Annotated in this window: 24 protein-coding genes; all 24 read left to right on the top strand. The window is 44.0% G+C overall.

Going from position 1 to position 24,502, the window contains the following annotated elements; translation table 11 throughout:
• Positions 1-85: 85 nt before the first annotated feature.
• The 24 genes from fapR (at position 86) to trmFO (ending at position 24,487) form a co-directional block, all read left to right on the top strand.
• Positions 86-664, top strand: a complete 579-nt coding sequence (gene fapR / locus ACY8DX_RS07360) for a transcription factor FapR (protein ID WP_049671458.1) — start codon at positions 86-88, stop codon at positions 662-664.
• 3 nt (positions 665-667) lie between these two features.
• Complete coding sequence (gene plsX / locus ACY8DX_RS07365; protein WP_049671457.1) at positions 668-1,651, top strand: phosphate acyltransferase PlsX; 984 nt, start codon at positions 668-670, stop codon at positions 1,649-1,651.
• 11 nt (positions 1,652-1,662) lie between these two features.
• Entirely contained in the window at positions 1,663-2,616 is a 954-nt protein-coding gene (fabD, locus tag ACY8DX_RS07370) for an ACP S-malonyltransferase (protein ID WP_462406907.1), read from the top strand.
• Positions 2,609-3,358 (top strand): 3-oxoacyl-[acyl-carrier-protein] reductase, encoded by a 750-nt coding sequence (gene fabG / locus ACY8DX_RS07375; protein WP_049671455.1) that lies wholly within the window; start codon positions 2,609-2,611, stop codon positions 3,356-3,358. The genes fabD and fabG overlap by 8 nt, the downstream gene beginning before the upstream one ends.
• 67 nt (positions 3,359-3,425) lie before the next feature.
• Positions 3,426-3,659 (top strand): acyl carrier protein, encoded by a 234-nt coding sequence (locus ACY8DX_RS07380; protein ID WP_049671454.1) that lies wholly within the window; start codon positions 3,426-3,428, stop codon positions 3,657-3,659.
• Between the two features lie 188 nt (positions 3,660-3,847).
• Positions 3,848-4,576, top strand: a complete 729-nt coding sequence (rnc, locus tag ACY8DX_RS07385; protein ID WP_049671453.1) for a ribonuclease III — start codon at positions 3,848-3,850, stop codon at positions 4,574-4,576.
• A gap of 40 nt (positions 4,577-4,616) precedes the next feature.
• Positions 4,617-8,186, top strand: coding sequence for a chromosome segregation protein SMC (gene smc, locus ACY8DX_RS07390; RefSeq protein WP_462406908.1), 3,570 nt, complete (start codon positions 4,617-4,619; stop codon positions 8,184-8,186).
• Positions 8,187-8,199: 13 nt separating this feature from the next.
• Positions 8,200-9,189 carry a signal recognition particle-docking protein FtsY gene (gene ftsY, locus ACY8DX_RS07395; RefSeq protein WP_049671452.1) on the top strand — a complete coding sequence of 330 codons (990 nt, stop codon included), beginning with the start codon at positions 8,200-8,202 and terminating at the stop codon, positions 9,187-9,189.
• Positions 9,190-9,379: 190 nt separating this feature from the next.
• Positions 9,380-9,718, top strand: coding sequence for a putative DNA-binding protein (locus ACY8DX_RS07400; RefSeq protein ID WP_049671451.1), 339 nt, complete (start codon positions 9,380-9,382; stop codon positions 9,716-9,718).
• Positions 9,719-9,729: 11 nt separating this feature from the next.
• The gene (gene ffh / locus ACY8DX_RS07405) at positions 9,730-11,076 is read left to right on the top strand and encodes a signal recognition particle protein (protein WP_049671450.1); all 1,347 of its coding nucleotides are present in this window, start codon (positions 9,730-9,732) and stop codon (positions 11,074-11,076) included.
• Positions 11,077-11,170: 94 nt separating this feature from the next.
• On the top strand, positions 11,171-11,443 hold the full coding sequence (gene rpsP, locus ACY8DX_RS07410) for a 30S ribosomal protein S16 (protein ID WP_049671449.1): 273 nt from the start codon (positions 11,171-11,173) through the stop codon (positions 11,441-11,443).
• Between the two features lie 14 nt (positions 11,444-11,457).
• Positions 11,458-11,688 (top strand): KH domain-containing protein, encoded by a 231-nt coding sequence (locus ACY8DX_RS07415; protein ID WP_049671448.1) that lies wholly within the window; start codon positions 11,458-11,460, stop codon positions 11,686-11,688.
• A 391-nt stretch (positions 11,689-12,079) separates the two neighbouring features.
• Positions 12,080-12,466 (top strand): YlqD family protein, encoded by a 387-nt coding sequence (locus ACY8DX_RS07420; protein ID WP_049671447.1) that lies wholly within the window; start codon positions 12,080-12,082, stop codon positions 12,464-12,466.
• A gap of 17 nt (positions 12,467-12,483) precedes the next feature.
• A complete protein-coding gene (rimM, locus tag ACY8DX_RS07425; protein WP_439803380.1) occupies positions 12,484-13,002 on the top strand; it encodes a ribosome maturation factor RimM in 519 nt (172 codons plus the stop codon).
• Complete coding sequence (gene trmD, locus ACY8DX_RS07430; RefSeq protein WP_439803381.1) at positions 13,002-13,745, top strand: tRNA (guanosine(37)-N1)-methyltransferase TrmD; 744 nt, start codon at positions 13,002-13,004, stop codon at positions 13,743-13,745. The genes rimM and trmD overlap by 1 nt, the downstream gene beginning before the upstream one ends.
• Before the next feature lie 136 nt (positions 13,746-13,881).
• On the top strand, positions 13,882-14,226 hold the full coding sequence (gene rplS / locus ACY8DX_RS07435) for a 50S ribosomal protein L19 (RefSeq protein WP_049671444.1): 345 nt from the start codon (positions 13,882-13,884) through the stop codon (positions 14,224-14,226).
• Between the two features lie 140 nt (positions 14,227-14,366).
• The gene (lepB, locus tag ACY8DX_RS07440; protein WP_049671443.1) at positions 14,367-14,924 is read left to right on the top strand and encodes a signal peptidase I; all 558 of its coding nucleotides are present in this window, start codon (positions 14,367-14,369) and stop codon (positions 14,922-14,924) included.
• Between the two features lie 17 nt (positions 14,925-14,941).
• Complete coding sequence (ylqF, locus tag ACY8DX_RS07445; protein ID WP_049671442.1) at positions 14,942-15,802, top strand: ribosome biogenesis GTPase YlqF; 861 nt, start codon at positions 14,942-14,944, stop codon at positions 15,800-15,802.
• A gap of 81 nt (positions 15,803-15,883) precedes the next feature.
• Complete coding sequence (locus ACY8DX_RS07450; RefSeq protein ID WP_462406909.1) at positions 15,884-16,675, top strand: ribonuclease HII; 792 nt, start codon at positions 15,884-15,886, stop codon at positions 16,673-16,675.
• A 942-nt stretch (positions 16,676-17,617) separates the two neighbouring features.
• Positions 17,618-18,778: an ADP-forming succinate--CoA ligase subunit beta gene (gene sucC, locus ACY8DX_RS07455; protein WP_049671440.1), complete on the top strand. Its 1,161-nt coding sequence runs from the start codon at positions 17,618-17,620 to the stop codon at positions 18,776-18,778.
• 17 nt (positions 18,779-18,795) lie between these two features.
• Positions 18,796-19,698, top strand: a complete 903-nt coding sequence (gene sucD, locus ACY8DX_RS07460) for a succinate--CoA ligase subunit alpha (RefSeq protein ID WP_049671439.1) — start codon at positions 18,796-18,798, stop codon at positions 19,696-19,698.
• A gap of 88 nt (positions 19,699-19,786) precedes the next feature.
• On the top strand, positions 19,787-20,659 hold the full coding sequence (gene dprA, locus ACY8DX_RS07465) for a DNA-processing protein DprA (protein ID WP_462406464.1): 873 nt from the start codon (positions 19,787-19,789) through the stop codon (positions 20,657-20,659).
• A 249-nt stretch (positions 20,660-20,908) separates the two neighbouring features.
• Positions 20,909-22,984: a type I DNA topoisomerase gene (topA, locus tag ACY8DX_RS07470; protein ID WP_049671437.1), complete on the top strand. Its 2,076-nt coding sequence runs from the start codon at positions 20,909-20,911 to the stop codon at positions 22,982-22,984.
• A 195-nt stretch (positions 22,985-23,179) separates the two neighbouring features.
• On the top strand, positions 23,180-24,487 hold the full coding sequence (trmFO, locus tag ACY8DX_RS07475) for an FADH(2)-oxidizing methylenetetrahydrofolate--tRNA-(uracil(54)-C(5))-methyltransferase TrmFO (RefSeq protein WP_049671436.1): 1,308 nt from the start codon (positions 23,180-23,182) through the stop codon (positions 24,485-24,487).
• Positions 24,488-24,502: the final 15 nt, after the last annotated feature.

Raw genomic sequence — 24,502 nt, forward strand, 5'->3', positions numbered from 1 at the left:
TATCAGGTAACTCTTGCAATCTGTTTTTTTAGATTATATACTACTATTAGTACCTAGTCATAAATAAATCGGAAGGTGAATCATCTTGAGACGTAATAAAAAAGACCGCCAAGTCTTGCTGACAGAAATGATTGAGACAAATCCTTTTATTACAGATGAGGAATTGGCTGACAAGCTTGAGGTCAGTATCCAGACCATTCGATTAGACCGCCTTGAATTATCAATTCCTGAACTTAGGGAGAGAATAAAAACAATGGCGGAAAAGAAAATGACTGATGACATTAAATCATTGCCGGTTGAAGAAATCATCGGCGAGATTATTGATATTGAAATGGACCACAGTGCCATCTCTTTGTTGGATATCCGCTCAGAGCATGTCTTTAAACGAAATGGCATCGCACGGGGGCATCATCTATTCGCACAGGCTAATTCCCTTGCAGTCGCTGTCACAAATGATGAATTGGCATTGACGGCAAAGGCAAATATTCAGTTCACTCAGCCGGTTCATGAAGGAGACCGCGTTATTGCAAAGGCACGTGTAATGGATGTGGATAAAGAAAAGGGGAGATCGCAGGTTGCGGTCCGAAGCTATGTTGGAACAACCCTCGTCTTTAAAGGCGAGTTTAATATGTATCGAGCTACTATGACAAAAAAGGATGAATAGAACATGATTATTGCATTGGATGCTATGGGTGGAGATCACGGACCGAAGGAATCGGTTAAGGGAGCAGAAAAGGCTATACAAGCGTTCCCGGATTTAGAAATTTTGCTGATCGGTAATGAAGCTGAAATCAAGAAATATCAAACCGTCACAGAACGGATAACGATTATACATACTGAAGAGGTCATAACCGGAGATGATGAGCCGGTAAGAGCCGTAAGAAGAAAGAAGAATGCCTCAATGGTTCTTGCAGCACAAGCCGTAAAAGACAAAAAGGCAGATGCCTGTATTTCTGCGGGCAACACAGGAGCCCTGATGGCAGCTGGATTATTTGTTGTTGGGCGCATTGATGGAATCGATCGTCCGGCCTTGAGCCCGACATTGCCGACTGTTGACGGGAAAGGCTTTGTCCTTCTTGATGTCGGAGCTAATGCGGATGCTAAGCCGGAGCACCTCTATCAATACGGATTAATGGGTTCAGTCTATGCAGAAAAAGTACGCAATATTGAAAAGCCGCGAGTAGGATTATTAAATATCGGTACAGAAGACAAGAAGGGCAATGAATTAACGAAGGCAGCGTTTGCTTTGTTGAAAGAGGCTGATTTCAATTTCATCGGGAATGTAGAGGCGCGTGAATTATTAAATGGTGCAGCTGATGTTGTCGTAACGGATGGATTCACCGGAAATATGGTGTTGAAAACAACCGAGGGAACAGCAGGGGCACTCTTCAAGATGATGAAGGAAGCTATGACAGCAGATTTAAAGAGTAAGCTTGCTGCAGCGGTCCTCAAACCTGCATTGAAGGAACTGAAGAATCAAATGGACTACTCCGAATATGGCGGAGCAGGGTTGTTCGGCCTGAAGGCGCCTGTTATCAAAGCACACGGATCATCAGATGCCAATGCCTTCTATAATGCTATCCGTCAAGCGAGAATTATGGTGGAGCACCGCGTGACTGAAACGATTCACGAGACTATTAACCAAGCATAAAGGAGGATATGATGACAAAACTTGCTTTTGTTTTTCCGGGCCAGGGTTCACAGGTTATTGGTATGGGACAGGATGTGTATGAACAGGTACGTTCAGCAAAGGCCTTATTTGATAAGGCGGATGAATGCTTAGAACCGGGGTTCACAAACCTGATCTTTAAAGGGGAGAAGGAGACACTGACTTTGACGCAAAATGCCCAGCCTGCTTTATTAACAACGAGCATGGCGCTTTATCAGACCTTTCTGGAAAGAGGGGGCATGAAACCTGATTATGCTGCAGGACACAGCCTTGGTGAATATACGGCTTATACGGCAATGGGAGCCATATCGTTTGAGGATGCGGTTAAACTCGTCCGCCGCCGAGGTTTGTATATGGAAGAAGCCGTTCCGAAGGGGGAGGGTGCAATGAGCGCCATCCTCGGAGCGGACGAGAATATGCTTGCAGATGTCGTCGGCTCCGTTACGGAAGGCGGACATCCAGTTCAGCTCGCCAATATAAACAGCCCGGGACAAATTGTCATATCCGGTACTGCTGAAGGAGTAAGGCTTGCCTCAGAGCTCGCCAAGGAAAGAGGAGCCAAACGGTCCATGCCGCTTGTTGTCAGCGGACCGTTTCACTCTTCGCTCATGAAGCCGGCGGCAAGAATGCTGGAAGAAGCTCTTTCAGACATTCAAATGACAGAGCCTGACTCACCGGTTGTGGCTAATTATACAGCGAAGCCTGCTGTCGCAGAGGAAATAAAAGCAAGTCTAGTTCATCAGCTCTATTCGCCGGTCAAATGGCAGCAATCCGTTGAATACATGATTGGAGAAGGTGTAGATACCTTTGTGGAATTTGGACCTGGTACCGTCTTATCCGGCTTGATCAAGAAGATTAACCGGAAGGCTCGTACATACTCCATTAAGGATTTAGAGACGTGTGATCACGTGATTGCACAATTGAAGGGGGGAAAGGCGAATGAGTAATTTATCCGGAAAAGCCGCACTTGTCACAGGTGCATCTAGAGGGATCGGAAAAGCTATTGCACTTGAACTCGCACGTCAAGGGGCTGATGTGGCCGTTAATTATGCGGGGAGTGCCGACCGAGCGGCAGAGGTTGTGAAGGAAATCGAGAGCCTTGGAGGGAAGGCCATAGCCATTCAAGGGGATGTGGCTGATTCGAAAAGAGTTACTGAGATGGTTCAAGAAACCATCCAGACGTTCGGCCGTCTTGACATATTGGTCAATAATGCTGGAATCACAAGGGACACGCTGCTCATGCGCATGAAGGAAGAAGATTGGGATGCTGTAATTAATACGAACCTAAAAGGAGTTTTCTTGAGTACGAAAGCTGTCACAAGGCAGATGATGAAACAGAGGAGCGGCAGGATTATCAATATCGCATCAGTCGTTGGACTTGCAGGAAATGCCGGACAGGCAAACTATGTTGCTGCCAAAGCTGGCGTGATTGGTCTGACCAAAACAACGGCTCGTGAACTCGCTCCAAGAGGGATTACCGTCAATGCCGTAGCACCTGGGTTCATAGAAACGGATATGACAGGAGCACTTCCAGAAGGTGTTGCAGGAGACATGCTCGGGCAAATCCCGCTTGGAAGGTTCGGGGCACCGGAGGATGTGGCCAAGCTTGTTGGTTTCCTAGCTTCAGATGATGCTTCCTATATGACAGGGCAGACGCTGAATGTTGATGGCGGGATGGTCATGCAGTAATTGAAGGATTGAATATACTTGTTAACACATGTACAATAGATTGGACAACTTGAAGGGAGGTGAAGTTGTGGCTGAAGTATTAGAAAGAGTAACGAAAATAATCGTAGACCGCCTTGGCGTTGAAGAATCTGAAGTAACACTTGAAGCTTCATTTAAAGATGATTTAGGCGCTGATTCACTAGATGTAGTGGAATTGGTGATGGAACTTGAAGATGAATTCGGCATGGAAATCTCTGATGATGATGCTGAAAAAATTTCAACTGTTGGCGACGCGGTGAACTACATAAAAAGCCAAAGCTAATCAGCACCCTTTAAGCCCCGTAGTATAGCGGGGCTTTTCGTATGATAATCCGCATGAGTTTTCGTGGATGGCTTTGTATATCCTTTTTGAATATAGTAAATTCTAATTTGTACCTTTTCCAAACGTATGGATTTATATATACTTAATGTGGGAATCTTTTTTTAGAAGGATTTAAGCGGGGGGACACTATGCATAAAAACAGAAAAAAAACATATTCAGACAATCACTTTAAAGTGTTTCAGGAAAGAATCGGTTTCACATTTTCCGATATCTCCTTGCTGAAACAAGCATTTACGCATTCATCCTATGTGAATGAGCATCGTCGTAAACCATATGAAGACAATGAACGGCTTGAATTTTTGGGTGATGCCGTACTAGAATTAACGGTATCTCAATTCCTGTACAAAAACTTCCGGACGATGAGTGAAGGGGAATTGACGAAATTAAGAGCGGCTATTGTTTGTGAACCTTCATTGGTAAAGTTTGCGACAGAGCTTTCTTTTGGTCCGCTGATCCTGCTCGGTAAGGGCGAGGAAATGACTGGCGGACGGGAACGGCCGGCACTGCTTGCGGATGTTTTTGAGGCATTCATCGGTGCACTCTACCTTGACCAAGGGTTAGAAGCGGTTATTGAGTTTCTGAAACAATGGGTATATCCGAAGATTCATGACGGTGCTTTTTCTCATGTGATGGATTATAAGAGCCAATTGCAGGAGTTGGTTCAAAAAGATGGAGTGGGTATATTAGAATACCGTATCCTGCAAGAAAAGGGTCCTGCTCATAACCGGGAATTCGTGGCGAAGGTTTCGCTCAATGGGACGGATTTCGGTACGGGAAAAGGCAAATCAAAAAAAGAAGCAGAACAGCATGCTGCTCAGCAAGCGTTGATTCATTTGCGTAAAAGCAGCAAATCCTGAGGAAAAAAGGCAGTTGGATACCATGACAGTAGATAATCAATTGTTCTTGAAACGATTAGATGTAATAGGATTCAAGTCGTTTGCAGAACGCATTTCAATAGAGTTTGTTTCTGGTGTGACAGCTGTAGTGGGTCCGAATGGAAGCGGGAAAAGCAATATCACCGATTCTATTCGCTGGGTTCTTGGCGAGCAATCAGCCAAATCGCTGCGAGGAGCGAAGATGGAGGATATTATTTTTGCCGGCAGTGATTCCAGGAAGCCGCTGAACTTTGCAGAAGTTACACTAACCTTAAATAATGAAAGCAAGTTTCTTCCCATCGATTTTCATGAAGTTAGTGTCACAAGAAGGGTAACCCGTTCCGGTGACAGTGACTTTTATATTAATAATCAGCCATGCCGGCTGAAGGATATTATTGATCTTTTCATGGATTCCGGTCTTGGCAAAGAGGCATTCTCTATCATAAGCCAAGGGAAAGTGGAAGAAATATTAAGCTCAAAGCCTGAGGAGAGAAGAACCATCTTTGAAGAGGCCGCAGGTGTCCTGAAATATAAAACACGAAAGAAAAAGGCTGAGGCCAAGCTTGAGGAAACTAGGGCAAATCTCAACCGAGTTCAGGATATCCTTCATGAGCTTGAAGGACAGGTGGAGCCATTAAAGATACAGGCCTCCATTGCACGCGATTACCTTCAAAAGAAAGAGGAGCTTGAAGAATTCGAGGCGGCTCTGCTTGTGTATGAAGTGGAAGACCTTCATAGAAAGTGGACAAGCCTAAAAGAGCAGCTAGAAGGTCATCAAGCCAATGAAGCTGACTTCAGCTCACGCATTTCGGCTAAAGAGCAGGAGGTTGAGAGGAATCGAGAGAAGCTGGCTTCCCTTGATACGAGACTGCAAGAACTACAGTCTGCCCTTTTGCATGTCAGTGAAGAGCTTGAGAAGGTAGAAGGAAGAAAGCAAGTTCTAAAGGAACGCATGAAAAATGCGAGCCAGAATAAAAGTCAGCTTGAGAGGACACTTTCCGCTTCTAAAGAGAAAATTAGTCTTCTCATTCAGAGTAAAGAGGAGAAATCTAACGCTCTATCCTGCTTGAAGCAAGAAACAGAAGCAGCAAAAAGAGAGCTTAATCAGAAGCAAGGCATTTTAAGAAATTTTGCCGGTGATCTTGAGGCTAAGATTGATGCCCTGAAAAGCGACTATATTGAATATTTGAATAAGCAGGCAGCAGCCAAGCATGAACTGGTGTATTTGAAGCAGCAGGTTGAGCAGCAAACGAATAAACACGAGAAGCTCGACCAGGATAATGAAAAGCTTTTACAGGCAAGAGAAAGCGTGACCTCCCGTTTGAATGAGGCAGAAGCTAGATTGAAAGCTGTCCAGCAGGATTTGACCAATCAAGTCCATCGTTACCGGGAAACGGAACGCTCACATGATAACCTGAAGCGTCAATATGAAAAGCAGGAGAAGACGCTTTATCAAGCTTATCAATACTTGCAAAAAGCAAAGTCGAGAAAAGAAATGCTAGAAGAGATGGAAGAGGATTACTCGGGCTTTTTCCAAGGAGTCAAAGAAATCCTGAAGGCAAAGGATAAACAGCTGCCGGGCGTCCATGGTGCCGTGGCTGAACTCATTCAAGTGCCAAAGGATTATGCGCTTGCCATTGAAACCGCACTCGGCGGGGCTTTGCAAAACATTGTCATGGAAGAAGAGAGCCATGCACGTAAGGCAATCAGCTTCTTAAAGAAAAATAGGCTTGGAAGAGCTACCTTCCTGCCGCTATCCACCATTAAAGGCAAGTATATACCGGCGCAGACCATCCAGGCTATTTCGTCCCACCCGGCATTTATTGGCGTAGGTGCGGAGCTTATCCACTATGATTCCCGCTATAAGGACATTATGATGAGCCTGCTTGGTAATGTCGTCATTGTAAAGGACCTTGTCGGAGCCAATGAGATTGCCAAAATGGCAGGCTACCGATACAGGCTTGTGACGCTTGAAGGGGATGTCGTCAGTCCGGGCGGTGCCATGACAGGCGGTGCGAGCAGACAGTCAGGCTCGTCCATTCTCTCCAGAAAAGGAGAAATCGAAGAGCTCATAGAAAAGCTTGGCCAGATGGAAGAGCAAACAAGCAAGCTTGAAGCACATGTAAAAGCCTTGAAAAACGATGTAGCGGCCTCAGAGAAGCAGTTGAACCGTCTTCGTGAGGCTGGGGAAACCCTCCGTGTCAATGAGGAGGTCATCAAGGGACAAATTCGTGAATGGCAAAGCGAGCAGCGTAACGTGAATGAACGCTTAACCATCTATGATATGGAGAAGTCTACCTTAGATGAGGAACAGTCGTACCGAGAAGGCCGCATTCATGAACTCGAACAGGAACTGAGTCGTCTTGAGCAAGCCATCATGGAGATTGACCGTGATATTAATCTGTTTACTGAGCAGAAAAAGACCGACCAATCAAATAAGGATGAGCTGAGCGAAGAGGTGAATGAGCTTAAGGTACGCCTCGCATCCAAATCAGAGCAGCTTCAGCATCAGCAGAATGAAGTAATCCGTTTGACGGATGAAATAGAAGCGCTGAAGCAGACTGTAAAAGAAGCCGAAGAAGACTTGGCTCTGTTAAATGGGGAAATGACCTCCAGTTCAACAGGTGAGAACAATCTTGTTGAAATGGCAGCTGAGAAACTGAAGGTGAAGGAAGAAACCGTTCAAGATATTGCAGAACTTCAAGGGAAACGGCAGGAGCTCGCCAATATAATTGAAGAAACGGATTATCTATTGAAGGAGTGGAATCGTCAATATAAGGGATTATCAGAGACGCTGCGTGATGAGGAAATCAAGCTGAACCGTCTTGATGTCGAGATGGACACGCGTCTTGACCTTCTAAGGGAAGAGTATATGCTCACCTTTGAAGCGGCGAAAGAAAAGTATCCGCTGACCATTGAAGCTGAGGAAGCAAAACGGAAGGTGAAACTAATCCGTCTTGCCATCGAAGAACTAGGAACGGTTAACCTTGGGGCGATTGATGAGTATGAGCGTGTGTCCGAACGCTATGAATTCCTTGTTACACAAAAGGATGATCTCCAGGAAGCGAAGGATACCCTCTTTGACGTAATCGATGAGATGGATGAGGAAATGAAGCGCCGTTTTGAAATTACCTTTAATGCCATTAAGAAGGAATTCAATTTCGTATTCCCGTCATTATTTGGAGGGGGAAGAGCGGAGCTGAAATTGACAGACCCGGCAGACCTTCTAAATACAGGTGTCGATATTATTGCACAGCCGCCAGGCAAGAAGCTTCAAAACTTAAGCCTGCTATCTGGGGGAGAACGTGCTTTGACAGCGATAGCCCTGCTATTTGCCATTTTGCGTGTGCGGCCTGTTCCATTCTGTATTCTTGATGAGGTCGAAGCAGCGCTTGATGAAGCCAATGTGTATCGCTTCAGCCAGTATTTGAAGAAGTTCAGTAAAGAAACCCAATTTATCGTCATCACCCATCGTAAGGGAACGATGGAGGAAGCGGACGTCCTTTATGGCGTAACCATGCAGGAATCAGGCGTATCAAGGCTTGTTTCGGTGAAGCTGGAGGAAACGAGAGAATTGGTTGAATCAAAATAAAGGTGGTAGACCGATGAGTTTTTTTAAGAAGTTAAAAGATAAGTTCAGCGTGCAAACGACATCCACAACGGATAAGTTTAAACAAGGCTTGGCTAAGACCCGTAATTCCTTTTCTGAGAAGGTCAATGATTTAGTTGCCAGATATCGAGAAGTAGATGAGGACTTCTTTGAAGAGCTTGAAGATGTCATGATCCAAGCCGATATCGGTGTGGAAACAGTCATGGAGCTCATTGATAAACTGAAATTTGAAGTGAAGCGACGCAATATTAAAGAAACAAAAGAAGTACAAAGCGTTATCTCTGAAAAGCTCGTTGAAATCTATGAATCTGGTGAGGAAAGCTCAGCTGAGATGAATATCCAGGAGGATGCCTTGACAGTTGTGCTCTTTGTCGGCGTGAACGGGGTTGGGAAAACGACGACAATCGGCAAGCTTGCCCATAAATATAAGGCTGAAGGAAAGAAGGTTCTCTTGGCTGCTGGAGATACATTCCGTGCGGGAGCAATTGAACAGCTTGAGGTTTGGGGAGAGCGTGTTGGCGTAGAGGTCATCAAGCAAGGAGCCGGCTCTGACCCGGCTGCCGTGATGTATGATGCCGTACAAGCCGCCAAATCAAGAAAAGCGGATATCCTGCTTTGCGATACAGCCGGCCGCCTTCAGAATAAGGTCAACTTGATGAAAGAGCTTGAGAAGGTGAAAAAGGTAATTGAACGCGAGATTCCCGGCGCCCCTCATGAGGTCCTGCTAGTACTTGATGCGACAACAGGGCAAAACGCTCTTATGCAGACAAAAACCTTCAAGGAAGCGACTGACGTAAGCGGCATCGTCTTGACGAAGCTTGACGGAACAGCTAAAGGCGGGATTGTTATCGCCATTCGTCATGAGCTTGGAATTCCTGTTAAGTTCGTAGGGCTTGGCGAGCAGATGGATGATTTGCAGGAGTTTGATGCTGAACAATTTGTATACGGCTTATTTGCTGACTTAGTTGATAAAGCTGAAGAATAAGCATATAATGGCAGACCAGGAATTCTTTTAGAGAGGTTCCTGGTTTTTTTGCATGTGGCCGTGGAGCGGGATGGAGAAAGCCTAATGAATCAGCTATTTTGTTAAGGATGGGTCCTTGACATTCTTTGATTTTCCCTTTAGAATAAATTTTTGTAAAGGTATTTCACTTAACACAGTTGGAGGGTCAGTAATGCTCGAGAAAACAATGCGTATGAACTACCTATATGACTTTTATCAATCATTGCTGACACCAAAGCAGAAAAGTTACATGTCTCTTTATTATCTGGACGATTATTCTCTTGGCGAGATTGCTGATGAATATGAGGTGAGCCGCCAGGCCGTTTATGATAATATTAAACGAACAGAAGCGATGCTTGAAGAATATGAGGCAAAGCTGCTGCTCTTTCAAAAAGCGCAGGAACGCAGCCTTTTACTCAATAAGTTAGGCAATTTAGCGGATGGATTATCTGATAAACATGTTCAACAACAACTGATTGAGATAATAGCATCTCTTGAAAAGTTAGATTAGGAGGCGGCAGAATGGCATTTGAAGGTTTAGCCGACCGACTGCAAGGCACACTTCAAAAGATCCGCGGCAAAGGAAAGGTTACAGAAGCTGATGTAAAAGAAATGATGCGTGAGGTTAAGCTCGCACTTCTTGAGGCTGATGTTAACTTTAAGGTTGTAAAGGATTTTATCAAGCGTGTCAATGAAAGGGCCATCGGTCAAGAGGTATTAAAGAGCTTGACTCCAGGTCAGCAGGTTATCAAGGTCGTCAAGGAAGAATTGACGGAATTAATGGGTGGAGAGCAGAGCAAGATTGCTGTATCCAACCGACCGCCGACCGTTATCTTAATGGTTGGTTTGCAAGGTGCCGGAAAGACAACAACTACCGGTAAGCTTGCTAATCTGCTTCGGAAGAAATATAATCGCAAGCCGATGCTTGTCGCTGCGGATATTTATCGCCCGGCGGCAATTAAGCAGCTAGAAACGCTTGGGAAGCAGCTGAGTTTCCCTGTCTTTTCATTGGGAGACCAGGTCAGCCCGGTCGAAATTGCCAAGCAGGGTGTCGCAAAAGCGAAAGAAGAGCATTGCGACTACGTCTTGGTCGATACGGCTGGACGCTTGCATGTTGACGAGAATTTGATGGGAGAACTGGCAGATATTAAAGAAGCCGTGAAGCCGGATGAGATCTTCCTTGTTGTCGATGCGATGACAGGGCAGGATGCGGTCAATGTGGCAAAAAGCTTTAATGATCAGCTGGATATTACCGGTGTTATCTTAACGAAGCTTGACGGGGATACACGAGGAGGGGCAGCCCTTTCCATTCGCTCTGTGGCGGAGAAGCCGATTAAATTCGTTGGTATGGGAGAAAAGATGGATGCGCTTGAGCCATTCCATCCAGAACGCATGGCATCACGAATTCTTGGCATGGGAGATGTGCTTACCCTCATTGAGAAGGCCCAAACAGATGTGGATGAAGCAAAAGCGCGTGAACTCGAACAGAAAATGCGTACAGCAACATTTACATTAGATGATTTCCTTGAACAGTTGAGCCAGGTTAAGAAAATGGGACCGTTGGATGATATCTTGAAGATGCTCCCAGGTGCAAACAAAATCAAGGGCATGAATAATCTGTCCATTGATGATAAGCAAATTGCCCATGTTGAGGCAATCATTCAATCAATGACACAAAAAGAGAAAGACCAGCCTGAGATCATCAATGCCAGCAGGCGCAAACGGATTGCGAGAGGAAGCGGAAGACCGATTCAAGAGGTCAACAGGCTGCTCAAGCAATTTGAGGAAATGAAGAAAATGATGAAGCAGATGGCTGGAATGCAGCAAAAAGGCAAGAAAAAAGGCGGCTTTAAGTTGCCATTTATGTAAAAAAGTTGTGTGTTAAGAAAAAAGACTTTACAAGGGTATATGGATTTGGTAATATACTTACTTGTGTGATACTATTCGGAGGTGCAATAAAACAATGGCAGTAAAAATTCGTTTAAAACGTATGGGAGCTAAAAAGTCTCCTTTCTATCGTATTGTAGTAGCAGATTCTCGTTCCCCTCGTGACGGTCGTTTCATCGAAACAGTTGGAACTTACAACCCAGTTGCTAACCCAGCTGAAGTGAAAATCGACGAGGAACTAACTTTGAAATGGCTTCAAAATGGTGCTAAACCTTCTGACACAGTTCGTAACTTGTTGTCTAAAGAAGGCATCATGGAGAAATTCCACAACGCTAAACAAGGTAAGTAATATAAAGGTCCGTTATGATAGAGCTTATTAAAACAATCGTAAAGCCTCTCGTCGATCATCCGGATGACGTGACCGTATCAATGGATGAGCAAGCCAAGAAAATTATCTATACGCTTTCTGTTAATCAGCAAGATATGGGAAAGGTTATTGGCAAACAGGGGCGGGTAGCGAAAGCTATTCGGACGGTAGTATATACTGCTGCATCCAAGAGTGACAAAAAAGTCTATTTGGAAATAAGCGATTGAAGCGATAAAAAGGAGGGAATCATTCCCTCCTTTTTCTTATATTCACTGGTCCTATAGAGCCTGATAGAGGAATGCGAAATCATTATAGGCGACCTGCTGCAGGAAACGGGATGAAACAAGTACAGGAGCCTTAGGTTTATCTAAAGACTGACAAAAAAGCTGCCCTATCAGGAGAAAAAAGTTTCCGTTCAAAGGGATTTTGCTTCATAATGATTGGTAAAGAGGAAAAAAGTATACATAGTATCATGTCTGAAAAAAGAACCACATAATTTTTTGAATGGATGTCCATGATCAATTTTAATGTAGCATCTGTATCAACACCAACATTGTCTAAACAGAGCCCGGATGTTAATGAACCTATGATACGGCAAGACGAAAGAGGTGGGTAAATGTGAAAATTTTGCAAAATGTCATTGTAAAGCAAATACTGACTGAGAAAAGTAAGCTTGAGCTCCTAGACCAATTCAACTCAAAAAAAGCAATCCTGAAGAAAGAATGCGACCAGCTTCGTTTTGAACTGAAAAAACTAGAAAAGACCAAGAAATTTCAGCCTGTAAGCCTGAAGACTCACTTCGAGAAGGAAATTGACGTCAGGAAAGAGAAAATCAAGCTTCTTGATTTTCAAATTCAGCAGCTAGATATCCTTCCGTATGGGAGTGAATTAAAGGAGCGGGAGGTCCAAGCAATCGTGGATGTAGAAATCGGACAGAATTGGGAAGAAATTGTGCAAACTAAGACCATCATCGTGAAAGATGGAGTTGTCGACGAATTTAAATAGAGGTGAACATAAAGAATATGCAAAAATGGTACAAGGTTGGAAAGATCGTGAATACTCATGGAATCCGGGGCGAGGTGCGTGTTGTATCTTCTACTGATTTTCCAGAGGAACGCTATCAAAAGGGCAGCACTCTTTATATCTTTAAGAAGAATGCAACAGAGCCGATTGAGGTTGTTGTTGCTTCCTCTCGCCAGCATAAGAATTTTTATTTGCTGACGTTTGTTGGCCATGAAACGATTGAGAAGGTAGAAGGATATAAAGAAGGTGTTCTGAAAGTATCGGATGAACAATTGGGTGCATTGGATGAAGGAGAATACTATTACCATGAAATCATTGGCTGCACAGTTTCAACAGCTGGTGGAGAAGAGCTGGGAGTAATTAAGGAAATTCTCTCGCCTGGAGCAAATGATGTGTGGGTTGTGAAGGCGAAATCCGGCAAGGAGCTCCTTATTCCTTATATTGATGATGTCGTAAAGGAAATCAATGTGGATGCCAAGTCTATCATCATTGAGCCAATGGAAGGGTTGCTGGATTGATGAGAATAGATGTATTGACATTATTCCCGGAAATGTTTGAGGGTGTTTTTGGTTCCTCGATCCTCAAGAAGGCGGCTGAGAAGCAGGCGGCAGAATATCATACCCATAACTTCAGGGAATTCTCTGATAATAAGCATCAATCGGTTGATGACTATCCTTATGGCGGGGGAGCAGGCATGGTCTTGAAGCCGCAGCCAATCTTTGATGCGCTTGAGCAAATCGCTGCCCCGTCGGCAGAAGGGAAGAAGCCGCGTGTAATTTTGCTCTGCCCTCAGGGGGAACGCTATACTCAAAAGAAAGCTGAGGAGCTTGCGAAAGAGGAACAGCTGGTCTTTGTGTGCGGTCATTATGAGGGATATGATGAGAGAATCAGGGAATTTGCCGTAACGGACGAAATCTCCATCGGTGATTTTGTCCTGACAGGCGGAGAACTTGGCGCGATGGTGATCATTGACAGCGTCGTCCGCTTATTGCCTGGCGTGCTCGGCAATGAGGACTCTCCTGTCCTTGATTCATACAGCTCAGGCCTTTTGGAACATCCTCATTATACAAGACCAGCTGATTTTAGAGGGATGAAGGTGCCAGATGTACTTTTGTCCGGCAATCATAAGCATATTGATGAATGGCGGCAGAAGGAGTCTCTAAGAAGAACCTATGAACGCCGTCCCGATCTGCTGGAGAGCTATGAGCTATCCCCAGCGGAAGAAAAATGGCTGGAAGAGATAAAAAAAGAAAATAGGTAGTTGCAAAACTTCTGTTTTATATGGTAAGATAGAGCCTGTGAGTTAAGGTGTAAAGCCTTTTCTCTTTATAACAATGTTCCGCTGCCATTCATCAATCAGGGTTGGCAAGAGCATTGCTTGGAAGGAGTTGAATACGATGCATAAATTAATCGAAGAAATCACGAAGGAACAACTTAAAACTGACCTTCCTTCTTTCCGTCCTGGTGATACAGTACGTGTACACGTGAAGGTAGTTGAGGGAACTCGTGAACGTATTCAGGTATACGAAGGCGTAGTAATCAAGCGTCGTGGAGGCGGAATCAGTGAAACTTTCACAGTCCGCAAAATTTCCTACGGTGTTGGTGTTGAGCGTGCATTCCCATTGCACACACCACGCATCGCTAAATTGGAAGTTATCCGCCGCGGTAAAGTACGCCGTGCGAAGCTTTACTACTTGCGTAACCTACGCGGTAAAGCAGCGCGTATCAAAGAAATCCGATAATTACGTGATGAACGTGAGTGGATACAAGGAGCTTGTGCTAACACAAGCTCCTTTTTCACATCATGGAGATATTGATTGCTTTTTGGTTGTATTGGTTTATATTTAAACGTATAGACAGATAGATGATACGGGGTGTTGACATGGCTAAGCGTAAGGAAAAAAATGAAATTTTTGAATGGGTTAAGGCTTTGGTGATTGCTGTTTTGCTTGCGGCGATTATTCGGTACTTCTTTTTTGCCCCCATCCTAGTTGACGGATTATCAATGATGCCGACATTAAAGGATCAGGATCGCATGGTCGTGAATAAGATTGCCTACAAAATCGGTGATCCGGAACGTTTTGATATTGTCGTCTTTCATGCGACCGAAGAAAAGGATTATATTAAACGGGTAATCGGCCTGCCGGGTGACACAATAGAGTATAAGGATGATACGCTTTACATAAACGGCAAGGCGTATAAAGAGCCTTATTTGGATGAATATAAGGAACAGGTAATTGACGGACCGCTTACAGAACCGTTTACGCTTGAAGAGATTACTGGAGAGGCAACGGTGCCTGAAGGAGAAGTGTTCGTCATGGGTGATAATAGACGCTATTCGAAAGACAGCCGTCATATCGGAACGGTGAAAACCAGTGAAATACTCGGCAAGACAAGCCTTGTATACTGGCCGATGGATGACTTTGGTTTAGTGGAATAAGAGTTGAAGGTGAAAGTATGACTATACAATGGTTTCCCGGGCATATGGCAAAAGCCCGGCGTGAAGTAACAGAGAAATTAAAGCTAGTGGATATTATCTTTGAACTGGTGGATGCTAGACTTCCTCAATCTTCAAGGAACCCGATGATTGATGAAATCATTCAGCATAAGCCGCGCTTAGTTATATTGAACAAAGCAGATATGGCAGACCAGCAAAAAACGAATGAGTGGCTGGCTTATTTCGCAGAAAAAGGAATTAAGGCCGTTGCGGTCAATGCCCACCAAGGGACAGGCTTAAAGAGCATCATGTCAGGGGCGCAGGAAGTACTAAAGGAAAAAATCGATAAAATGAAATCACGCGGTATTAAGCCCCGTGCTATCCGTGCGATGATTGTCGGTATCCCGAACGTTGGGAAATCAACCCTTATTAATCGTCTTGCCGGAAAGAATATTGCCAAGACCGGCAATATGCCAGGGGTGACGAAGGCCCAGCAATGGATTAAGGTCGGCAAGGAGCTTGAGCTTCTTGATACCCCGGGAATTCTTTGGCCGAAGTTTGAGGACCAAGAGGTTGGGTACAAGCTTGCTGTGACAGGCGCCATCAAGGATACCATCCTGAACTTGCATGATATTGCTATCTATGGACTCCATTTCCTTGAAGAGGAATATCCGAACCGCCTGAAGGAACGCTATGATTTAGATGAGATTCCGGAAGAAGTCGTTCAGGCCTTTGACCAAATTGGCGCTAAGAGAGGCTGCTTGGCTGGCCGTGGATTGGTGGATTATGATAAGACTGCAGAACTAATCATTCGCGATATCCGTACAGAAAAATTCGGAAGACTTACTTTTGAACGACCAAATGATTCAGATGATGTATAATAAATAAAGAAATGAAGAGACCCCTTATTAAACGGGGTCTTTATTTATGCTGATAGACAAGTTGAAAGGAACAGGGTTATGCTGACTAAGTTGACGATTGCAGAAATAAAGGGAAGGCTGAACGGAATTAGAGACCTAGAGGACCCGTTTGTAGCTGAGTGCAGAAAGGACGGCCGTAAAGGGGTTCAGCTGGCTCTTAAAAGCCTAGAGAAGGCAATAGACAAGGAACAGATGCAAAGGGAGCATTTCGAGTCAATCTGTGCCTATGAGAGGGATTTAAGGAGTGAGGGATACCAATTCATTGCCGGCGTGGATGAGGCGGGCAGAGGGCCTTTAGCGGGACCGGTAGTAGCTGCTGCGGTTATCCTGCCGGAGGATTTCTATTTACCTGGCTTAAATGATTCCAAGCAGCTATCTGCTTTGCAGAGAACCGAATACTTTGATTTTATCCATGAGCATGCTGCCGCAGTATCAGTCGGCATTATTCATAGTCATGAAATTGATCAAATTAATATATATGAAGCAGCAAGGAAAGCAATGCTTGAGGCCATTAGACATTTGCCGTTAGCCCCGGATTATTGCTTGATTGATGCGATGGAGGTTCAAATCCCAATAGGTCAGCTTTCTTTAATAAAAGGAGATGCCAAATCGGCCTCTATTGCAGCTGCATCGGTTATCGCAAAAGAAACACGTGACCGAATGATGATTGAGTATGGTGCTCGTCATCCCCAATATGGGTTTGAGAAACATATGGGATACGGAACAAAAAGCCATTTAGAGGCTATCAATCAATATGGCCCGACTGATTGGCACCGAATGACGTTTGCCCCCCTTAAGCATTTAAACGGGAGCGGCTTTCAGCAATCGAAGTAATGGCGGCTCAGCTGGAATGCACAATCGATTTTCGTATTTTGATATGTGTGCTTGAAATGGATTAGGTGAGTTTTCCTGTGTATTTATATGGAAAACAAGAATGACGGATAATGGCAGATAGGTGCCTTCAGGACCTATCTGCTTTTTTTATGCAATGATACTTCCCTGTAGTATAGGTCCTGAATATCACCGATTGTATTAATATTTCGGAATATCAATTAACGGAGTTATCACGGTGATGCTAAACTCATCTTTACGAAGTGAAAAGGGGATAGCTGCGGCAGGGTTGCAAGATACCTCACTTGAATAAACCATTAACTCCTATTCTATGAAACTAGCTGGCTTATGAATAAATACTGACCCATCCGCTTATAGGCTGGTGTCCCCTCCTTTCTACCGCTATCTTTTCTTCTTAAAAGCTGTACTAAAAAGAAATACCGAAGAGAATGGTAAAGCCGGCTGTCGGTCTATAAATCACATAAAATGGTTTAGCTGAAAAATGATCCTCCTCAATAAGCCATTACTCGTTTTTAAATAAGGGGAAGGTGGTTCGGAAGATGACGATTGAAATAGAGTCATTAAAGAGACCATCATGAAGAATCCTTTACCGTCTGTATACTGTATAAATATTCATAATCGGGATTAGGGAACCCTTCAAAAACAAAGGAGAAATAATATGCCAAGATAATATCAATGAAAATCTTTGTTATCTGACCAAAAAGAGAAAAAGAACCTGTTATTCCTATAGCTATGGTGAAATGACCTATAGCGAAAATACCGCCAGAGAAAGGGAAATGAGGGAAGGTGAAAGGAACTATTTGTTATAAAATACCGAATTATGGCTGTATTTGCTCTCAAATATTGGACTTTAAATACTAGATTTAATACAATGAAAAAGCAGTATATTCTTTATAGTTTGAAAGTTCGATAGGGGGATAAACAATGAATATCCATGAGTATCAAGGTAAAGAAATCCTCAGACAATACGGGGTTAAGGTCCCTAATGGCAAGGTTGCCTTTTCGGTAGATGAAGCTGTGAATGCAGCAAGTGAGCTGGGAACACCTGTAACCGTTGTCAAAGCGCAAATCCATGCAGGCGGAAGAGGGAAAGCCGGCGGGGTTAAGGTCGCTAAATCACTTGATGAGGTTCGTACCTATGCAGACGAGATTCTTGGCAAGGTGCTTGTCACACATCAAACGGGTCCTGACGGTAAAGAAGTTAAACGCTTACTTATCGAAGAAGGCTGTGATATTAAGAAGGAATACTATGTTGGGCTTGTATTGGACCGTGCCACTTCAAGAATCGTCCTGATGGCATCTGAAGAAGGCGGAACGGAGATTGAAGAAGTAGCCGAAAAAACACCAGAGAAAATTTTCAAAGAGGTAATCGATCCGGTTGTAGGATTGACGGCTTTCCAAGCTAGAAGAATTGCATTTAATATCAATATACCAAAGGAATTAGTCAATAAAACAGTTAAATTCATGATGGGCTTATACAATGCATTTGTTGAAAAGGACTGCTCTATTGCGGAAATCAATCCATTAGTCGTAACTGGCGATGGTGAGGTAATGGCACTTGATGCCAAGCTGAATTTCGACGAAAATGCCTTGTATCGCCATAAGGATATTGTCGAATATCGAGATCTTGATGAAGAGGATCCAAAAGAAATCGAAGCATCCAAGTATGACTTAAGCTATATATCCCTAGACGGAAATATTGGCTGCATGGTAAATGGAGCCGGCCTTGCTATGTCCACAATGGATATCATCAACCATTATGGCGGAAATCCCGCTAACTTCCTTGATGTTGGGGGCGGTGCGACAGCAGAGAAGGTAACCGAAGCATTCAAAATCATCCTATCTGACAAAAACGTTAAAGGGATTTTTGTTAACATTTTTGGCGGCATCATGAAATGCGATGTCATTGCAGAAGGCGTTGTAGAAGCTGCGAAGCAAGTGAGCCTTGATGTTCCATTGGTTGTCCGTTTAGAAGGAACGAATGTAGACCTCGGTAAGAAAATTCTAAGAGAATCCGGTATCGATATTACGGCTGCGGAATCTATGGCTGATGGTGCACAAAAAATCGTTTCGTTAATAGGTTAAGACTGGAGGATAAGGAAATGAGCGTATTTGTTAATAAAGATACAAAAGTTATTGTGCAAGGAATCACTGGTTCAACTGCACGTTTTCATACAAAACAAATGCTTGAATATGGAACGCAGATCGTTGGCGGTGTAACTCCTGGTAAAGGGGGCACTGAAGCGGAAGGAGTGCCTGTTTTCAATACGGTTATTGAAGCGAAGGAAGCTACTGGCGCTAATGCATCTGTTGTCTATGTGCCTGCTCCGTTTGCAGCTGATTCTATTCTTGAAGCGGTAGATGCTGAGCTTGATTTGGTTATTTGTATCACCGAGCATATTCCAGTGCTGGATATGGTCAAGGTAAAACGATATATGGAAGGCAAGAAAACAAGGCTTATTGGACCAAACTGTCCGGGTGTTATTACACCAGAAGAATGCAAAATCGGCATCATGCCAGGTTATATCCATAAAAAAGGTCATATCGGTGTAGTGTCCAGATCCGGAACTTTGACTTATGAGGCTGTTCATCAGCTCAGCCAAGCAGGATTCGGCCAATCATCTGCCGTAGGAATCGGGGGAGACCCGGTTAATGGAACCGACTTTATTGATGTCTTGAAGGCATTCAATGAAGACCCAGATACTTATGCTGTTATCATGATTGGAGAAATCGGGGGAACAGCAGAAGAAGAAGCAGCACAATGGGTGAAAGAAAATATGACTAAGCCAGTAACAGGCTTTATCGGCGGAAGAACTGCCCCTCCAGGCAAGAGAATGGGCCATGCTGGTGCCATTATCTCCGGCGGTAAGGGAACAGCTGATGAGAAGATCCGCATCATGAATGAGTGTGGAATTAAAGTGGCTGAAACACCTGCCGTAATGGGAGAAACAATGCTTCAAGTGCTGAAAGAAAAAGGCTTGTACGACAAATGTAAAACACATTAATCAATCATAGATAGGGTGTTCTCTTCGGGGGGCACCCTTCCTTGCTATCTTTTTTTGGAAAAATACTCAGAATTAAAGGAGAGATTACATGGATGTATGGAAGAATCGGCTGGTGCATTTGGACCATTGTCGAGGTATGTCGTGGAAGGGACTATACCAACTATTAAAGGATGATCCTGAATTGCTGAAAATCTACGAAAGGCCCCTGCTATATTGGAAGAAGCTCCTTCATTTAGAATCCCCTAATCTTCAACTCTTCATAAAAGACCTTCATAACATAAAGCTCTCCCAGATGCCCTCAGTTTATGAGCAAGATGGAATCCATTGTCTATCTTTTCTTGATGAGGAATATCCGATTACCCTCACTAATATTTATCAACAACCTTGGGTTTTATATGCAAAGGGAAATGTCAGCCTATTGACACACGAGAGAATTTTAGCCATTATAGGAACTCGAGCACCGACAGAATATGGAAGTGAGGTGCTGAAGAGATTGGTTCCGGATTTTGTCCAGGCTGACATTAGTGTTGTAAGCGGCTTAGCAAAAGGGATTGATTCCCTGGCTCACAAAATAACACTTGCAAATGATGGAGATTGCCTTGCGGTTATCGGAGGAGGCCTTCATCATATTTATCCGCGGGAAAACATTCATTTGGCCCGTTTAATTATGCAAAAAGGACTTATTATTTCTGAATACCCGCCGGTTGTTCGTCCTAAGCCCTGGCACTTCCCTATGAGAAATCGATTAATCAGTGGTTTATCAAAAGCGATTTTAGTGGTAGAAAGTAAGCAAAAAAGCGGTACGTTTATTACGGTTGAACGCGGGCTTGAACAAGGAAAGGATATTTTTGCTGTTCCGGGGAGCATCTTTTCCGAGCCTTCCTCAGGTACAAACGCCTGGATCAGGGAAGGGGCAAAGCTAGTTACGTGTGCGGAGGATATCTTGTCAGAATGGGAATAAGAGAGCAGGAAAATGACTGGAAATGAATATGACAAAACAGTTATATAAGGTTTTTAAGGTTGCAAAAAAAGTATTTCTGTTATACATTGTGCTTCAGACAAGGTTTTTTTTGGCATCTTGATGAATAAGTCTGAAATAACAGATTGTTTGGAATTGAATTAAAACAATGATTGACAGATACGAAATGAAACCTGCATAATCATACATGCATGATAATAGAGAATAGAGAACCTCTTAAGGAGGAAAAAAATGGCGGATTATTTAGTGATTGTGGAGTCGCCCGCAAAAGCGAAAACCATAGAAAAATACTTAGGAAAAAAATATAAAGTGAAAGCATCCATGGGGCATGTTCGGGATTTACCGAAAAGCCAGACAGGAGTGGATGTTAAACATAACTATGAACCGAAATACATTACCATTCGTGGTAAGGGTGATGTATTGAAGGAATTGAAAACGGCCGCAAAGAAAGCAAAGAAAGTCTATCTCGCAGCCGACCCCGACCGCGAAGGGGAAGCGATTGCTTGGCATTTAGCGCATAGCTTAGGGGTTGACATCAACTCTGATTGCCGGGTTGTGTTTAATGAAATTACAAAGGATGCTATAAAGGAATCCTTTAAACATCCCCGCCCGATCAAGATGAATCTTGTTGATGCCCAGCAGGCAAGACGAATCCTAGACAGATTGGTAGGCTATAATATCAGCCCGCTATTATGGAAGAAAGTGAAAAAAGGGTTGAGTGCAGGGCGTGTTCAATCCATTGCGGTAAGACTTGTCATTGACCGCGAAAAAGAAATTACGAAGTTTATCCCGGAAGAGTACTGGTCCATTAATGGAACGTTCCTGAAAGGAAATAAAGAGTTTGAAGCAAACTTCCATTCTCTTAACAAGGAAAAGGTACAGCTTTCCAATGAAGAGGATGTTAAAGGAATTCTTTCAAAAATAAAAGGTAATGAGTTTACGGTCCAAAAAGTGACCAAAAAGGAGCGGAGACGTAATCCAGCGCCGCCGTTTACGACCTCATCCCTTCAGCAGGAAGCAGCCCGCAAGCTAAACTTCCGTGCGAAGAAGACGATGATGATTGCCCAACAGCTCTATGAAGGAATTGAGATTGGCAAAGAAGGAACGGTCGGTTTGATCACCTACATGCGTACTGATTCAACACGGATTTCTGAAACCGCTCAAACAGAAGCCCGCGGCTGGATTGGATCCCAATACGGTGAAGAATACCACTCACAGGCACCGCGTAAAGACAAGCAGAGCAGCGGCGCACAGGATGCTCACGAAGCTGTGCGTCCAACCAGTGTTCACAGGGATCCAGCCTCCATCAAGGAATTCCTTTCAAGAGATCAGTTCCGCTTATATAAGCTAATATGGGAACGTTTCCTTGCGAGCCAGATGGCGCCTGCGGTCATGGATACAATGGCAGTTGACTTAACGGCTGAGGATGTTTTATTCAGAGCCAATGGCTCCAAAGTGAAATTTCCTGGCTTTATGAAGGTATATGTTGAGGGGTCAGATGACCAGACTGAGGAGAAAGAGAATCTGCTGCCGGAGCTATCCGAGGGAGATATCGTTTATTCAAAGGATATTGTCCCAAATCAGCACTTTACACAGCCGCCGCCACGCTACACAGAGGCAAGGCTTGTGAAGACATTGGAGGAACTCGGTATCGGCCGTCCTTCCACATATGCTCCAACGCTTGACACGATTCAAAAGCGAGGGTATGTTGCTCTCGATAATAAACGGTTTATACCGACAGAGCTTGGAGAAATCGTGAATGATATCATGATGGAGTTCTTCCCGGATATCCTTGATGTTGAATTCACGGCTAAAATGGAAAGCGATCTTGACCATATTGAAGATGGCGAAGTTGAATGGGTCAATATCATTGATCAATTCTATCAAGGCTTTGAGAAAGATTTGGAGAAAGCCGAAGTAGAAATGGAGAAAATCGAAATTAAGGATGAGCCGACGGGAGAAATGTGTGAGGAATGCGGATCTCCAATGGTCTACAAGATGGGCCGTTACGGCAAATTCATGGCTTGCAGCAATTTCCCTGATTGCCGGAATACGAAGCCAATCGTAAAGGAAATTGGGGTTAAGTGTCCGAAATGCCATGAGGGCAATATCGTTGAGAGGAAAAGCAAGAAACGCCGCATTTTCTATGGATGCGACCGTTATCCGACCTGCGATTTTGTCTCCTGGGATAAGCCGCTTCAGCGGCCATGTCCAAAATGTAATGGTCCGCTTGTCGAGAAAAAACTCAAAAAAGGCGTCCAGGTGCAATGCACCAATTGCAGTTATAAGGAAGAGACACAGGCATGAGGAAGGAAGGGCAGCGGCCCTTCCTTCTCTTCATGTTTATAAAGAATCGCATTGAAATGAAACTTTTTCCTTTGGAATACGTAGGAATATAGTATATAGTATTGCTTGCATATTGCTGCTATTCTGTAAAATAATAGTGTGATGAAATAAATTACTGGCGTATTCTACATAGTACGACTTCGTGGAGGTTTATTAATGAAAAAAAGTGTTACAGTAGTAGGAGCGGGACTCGCAGGCAGTGAAGCTGCGTGGCAAATCGCTCAAAGAGGAATCCAGGTGGATTTATATGAAATGAGACCAGTGAAGCAGACACCTGCCCACCATACAGATAAATTTGCTGAATTGGTATGCAGTAATTCCTTGCGGGCCAACACGCTGACAAATGCGGTTGGAGTATTGAAGGAAGAAATGCGTCACTTGAATTCCTTGATCATTGACTCTGCCGACCATTGTTCCGTCCCTGCCGGGGGAGCATTAGCTGTTGATAGACATGAATTTGCGGGTCGTGTAACAGACACACTCAAAAATCATCCGAATATCACGGTTCATCATGAGGAGTTGACAGAGATTCCTACAGATGGTATCACGATTATTGCAACAGGTCCGTTAACCAGTGAAGCGCTTTCGAAGGAAATCAGCAAGCTGACGGGTGAAGACTATTTTTATTTCTATGATGCGGCAGCGCCCATTATTGAAAAAGACAGCATAGATATGAATAAGGTGTATTTGAAATCCCGTTATGATAAAGGGGAAGCGGCTTATTTGAACTGCCCAATGACGGAAGAAGAGTTCAATACTTTCTATGAGGCTTTGATTAGTGCAGAAACGGTTCCATTGAAGGAGTTCGAGAAGGAAATATTCTTTGAAGGCTGTATGCCAATTGAAGTCATGGCAAACAGAGGAAAGAAAACGATGCTCTTTGGTCCAATGAAGCCGGTTGGCCTTGAGGATCCTAAGACAGGGAAACGCCCTTATGCAGTCGTGCAATTGAGACAGGATGACGCAGCGGGAACCCTTTATAATATTGTTGGATTCCAAACACATTTAAAATGGGGACCTCAAAAAGAAGTCATCCGTTTAATTCCTGGCTTGGAAAATGCAGAAATTGTCCGTTACGGCGTCATGCACCGGAATACATTCATCAATTCTCCAAAGGTATTGAAGAGTACCTACCAATTGAGAGAGCGGGAGAATCTTTTCTTTGCGGGGCAAATGACAGGTGTAGAAGGCTATGTTGAATCCGCAGCATCTGGATTGATTGCTGGGATTAATGCCGCAAGATTAGCAGAAGGCTTAGAACCAGCCGTTTTCCCTGTAGAAACAGCAATGGGAAGCATGGCGAATTATATAACGACAACCAATGCGAAGAACTTCCAGCCGATGAACGCGAACTTCGGTCTTTTCCCAGACTTGGGAAGACGGATTAAATCGAAGCAAGAGCGTGCAGAGGCCCATGCAGGACGTGCATTAGAAACGATTCAAAACTTTTCGAATAGTTTGTAAAATTTATTGCCTGGG

The organism is Gracilibacillus sp. Marseille-QA3620 (assembly GCF_054950035.1).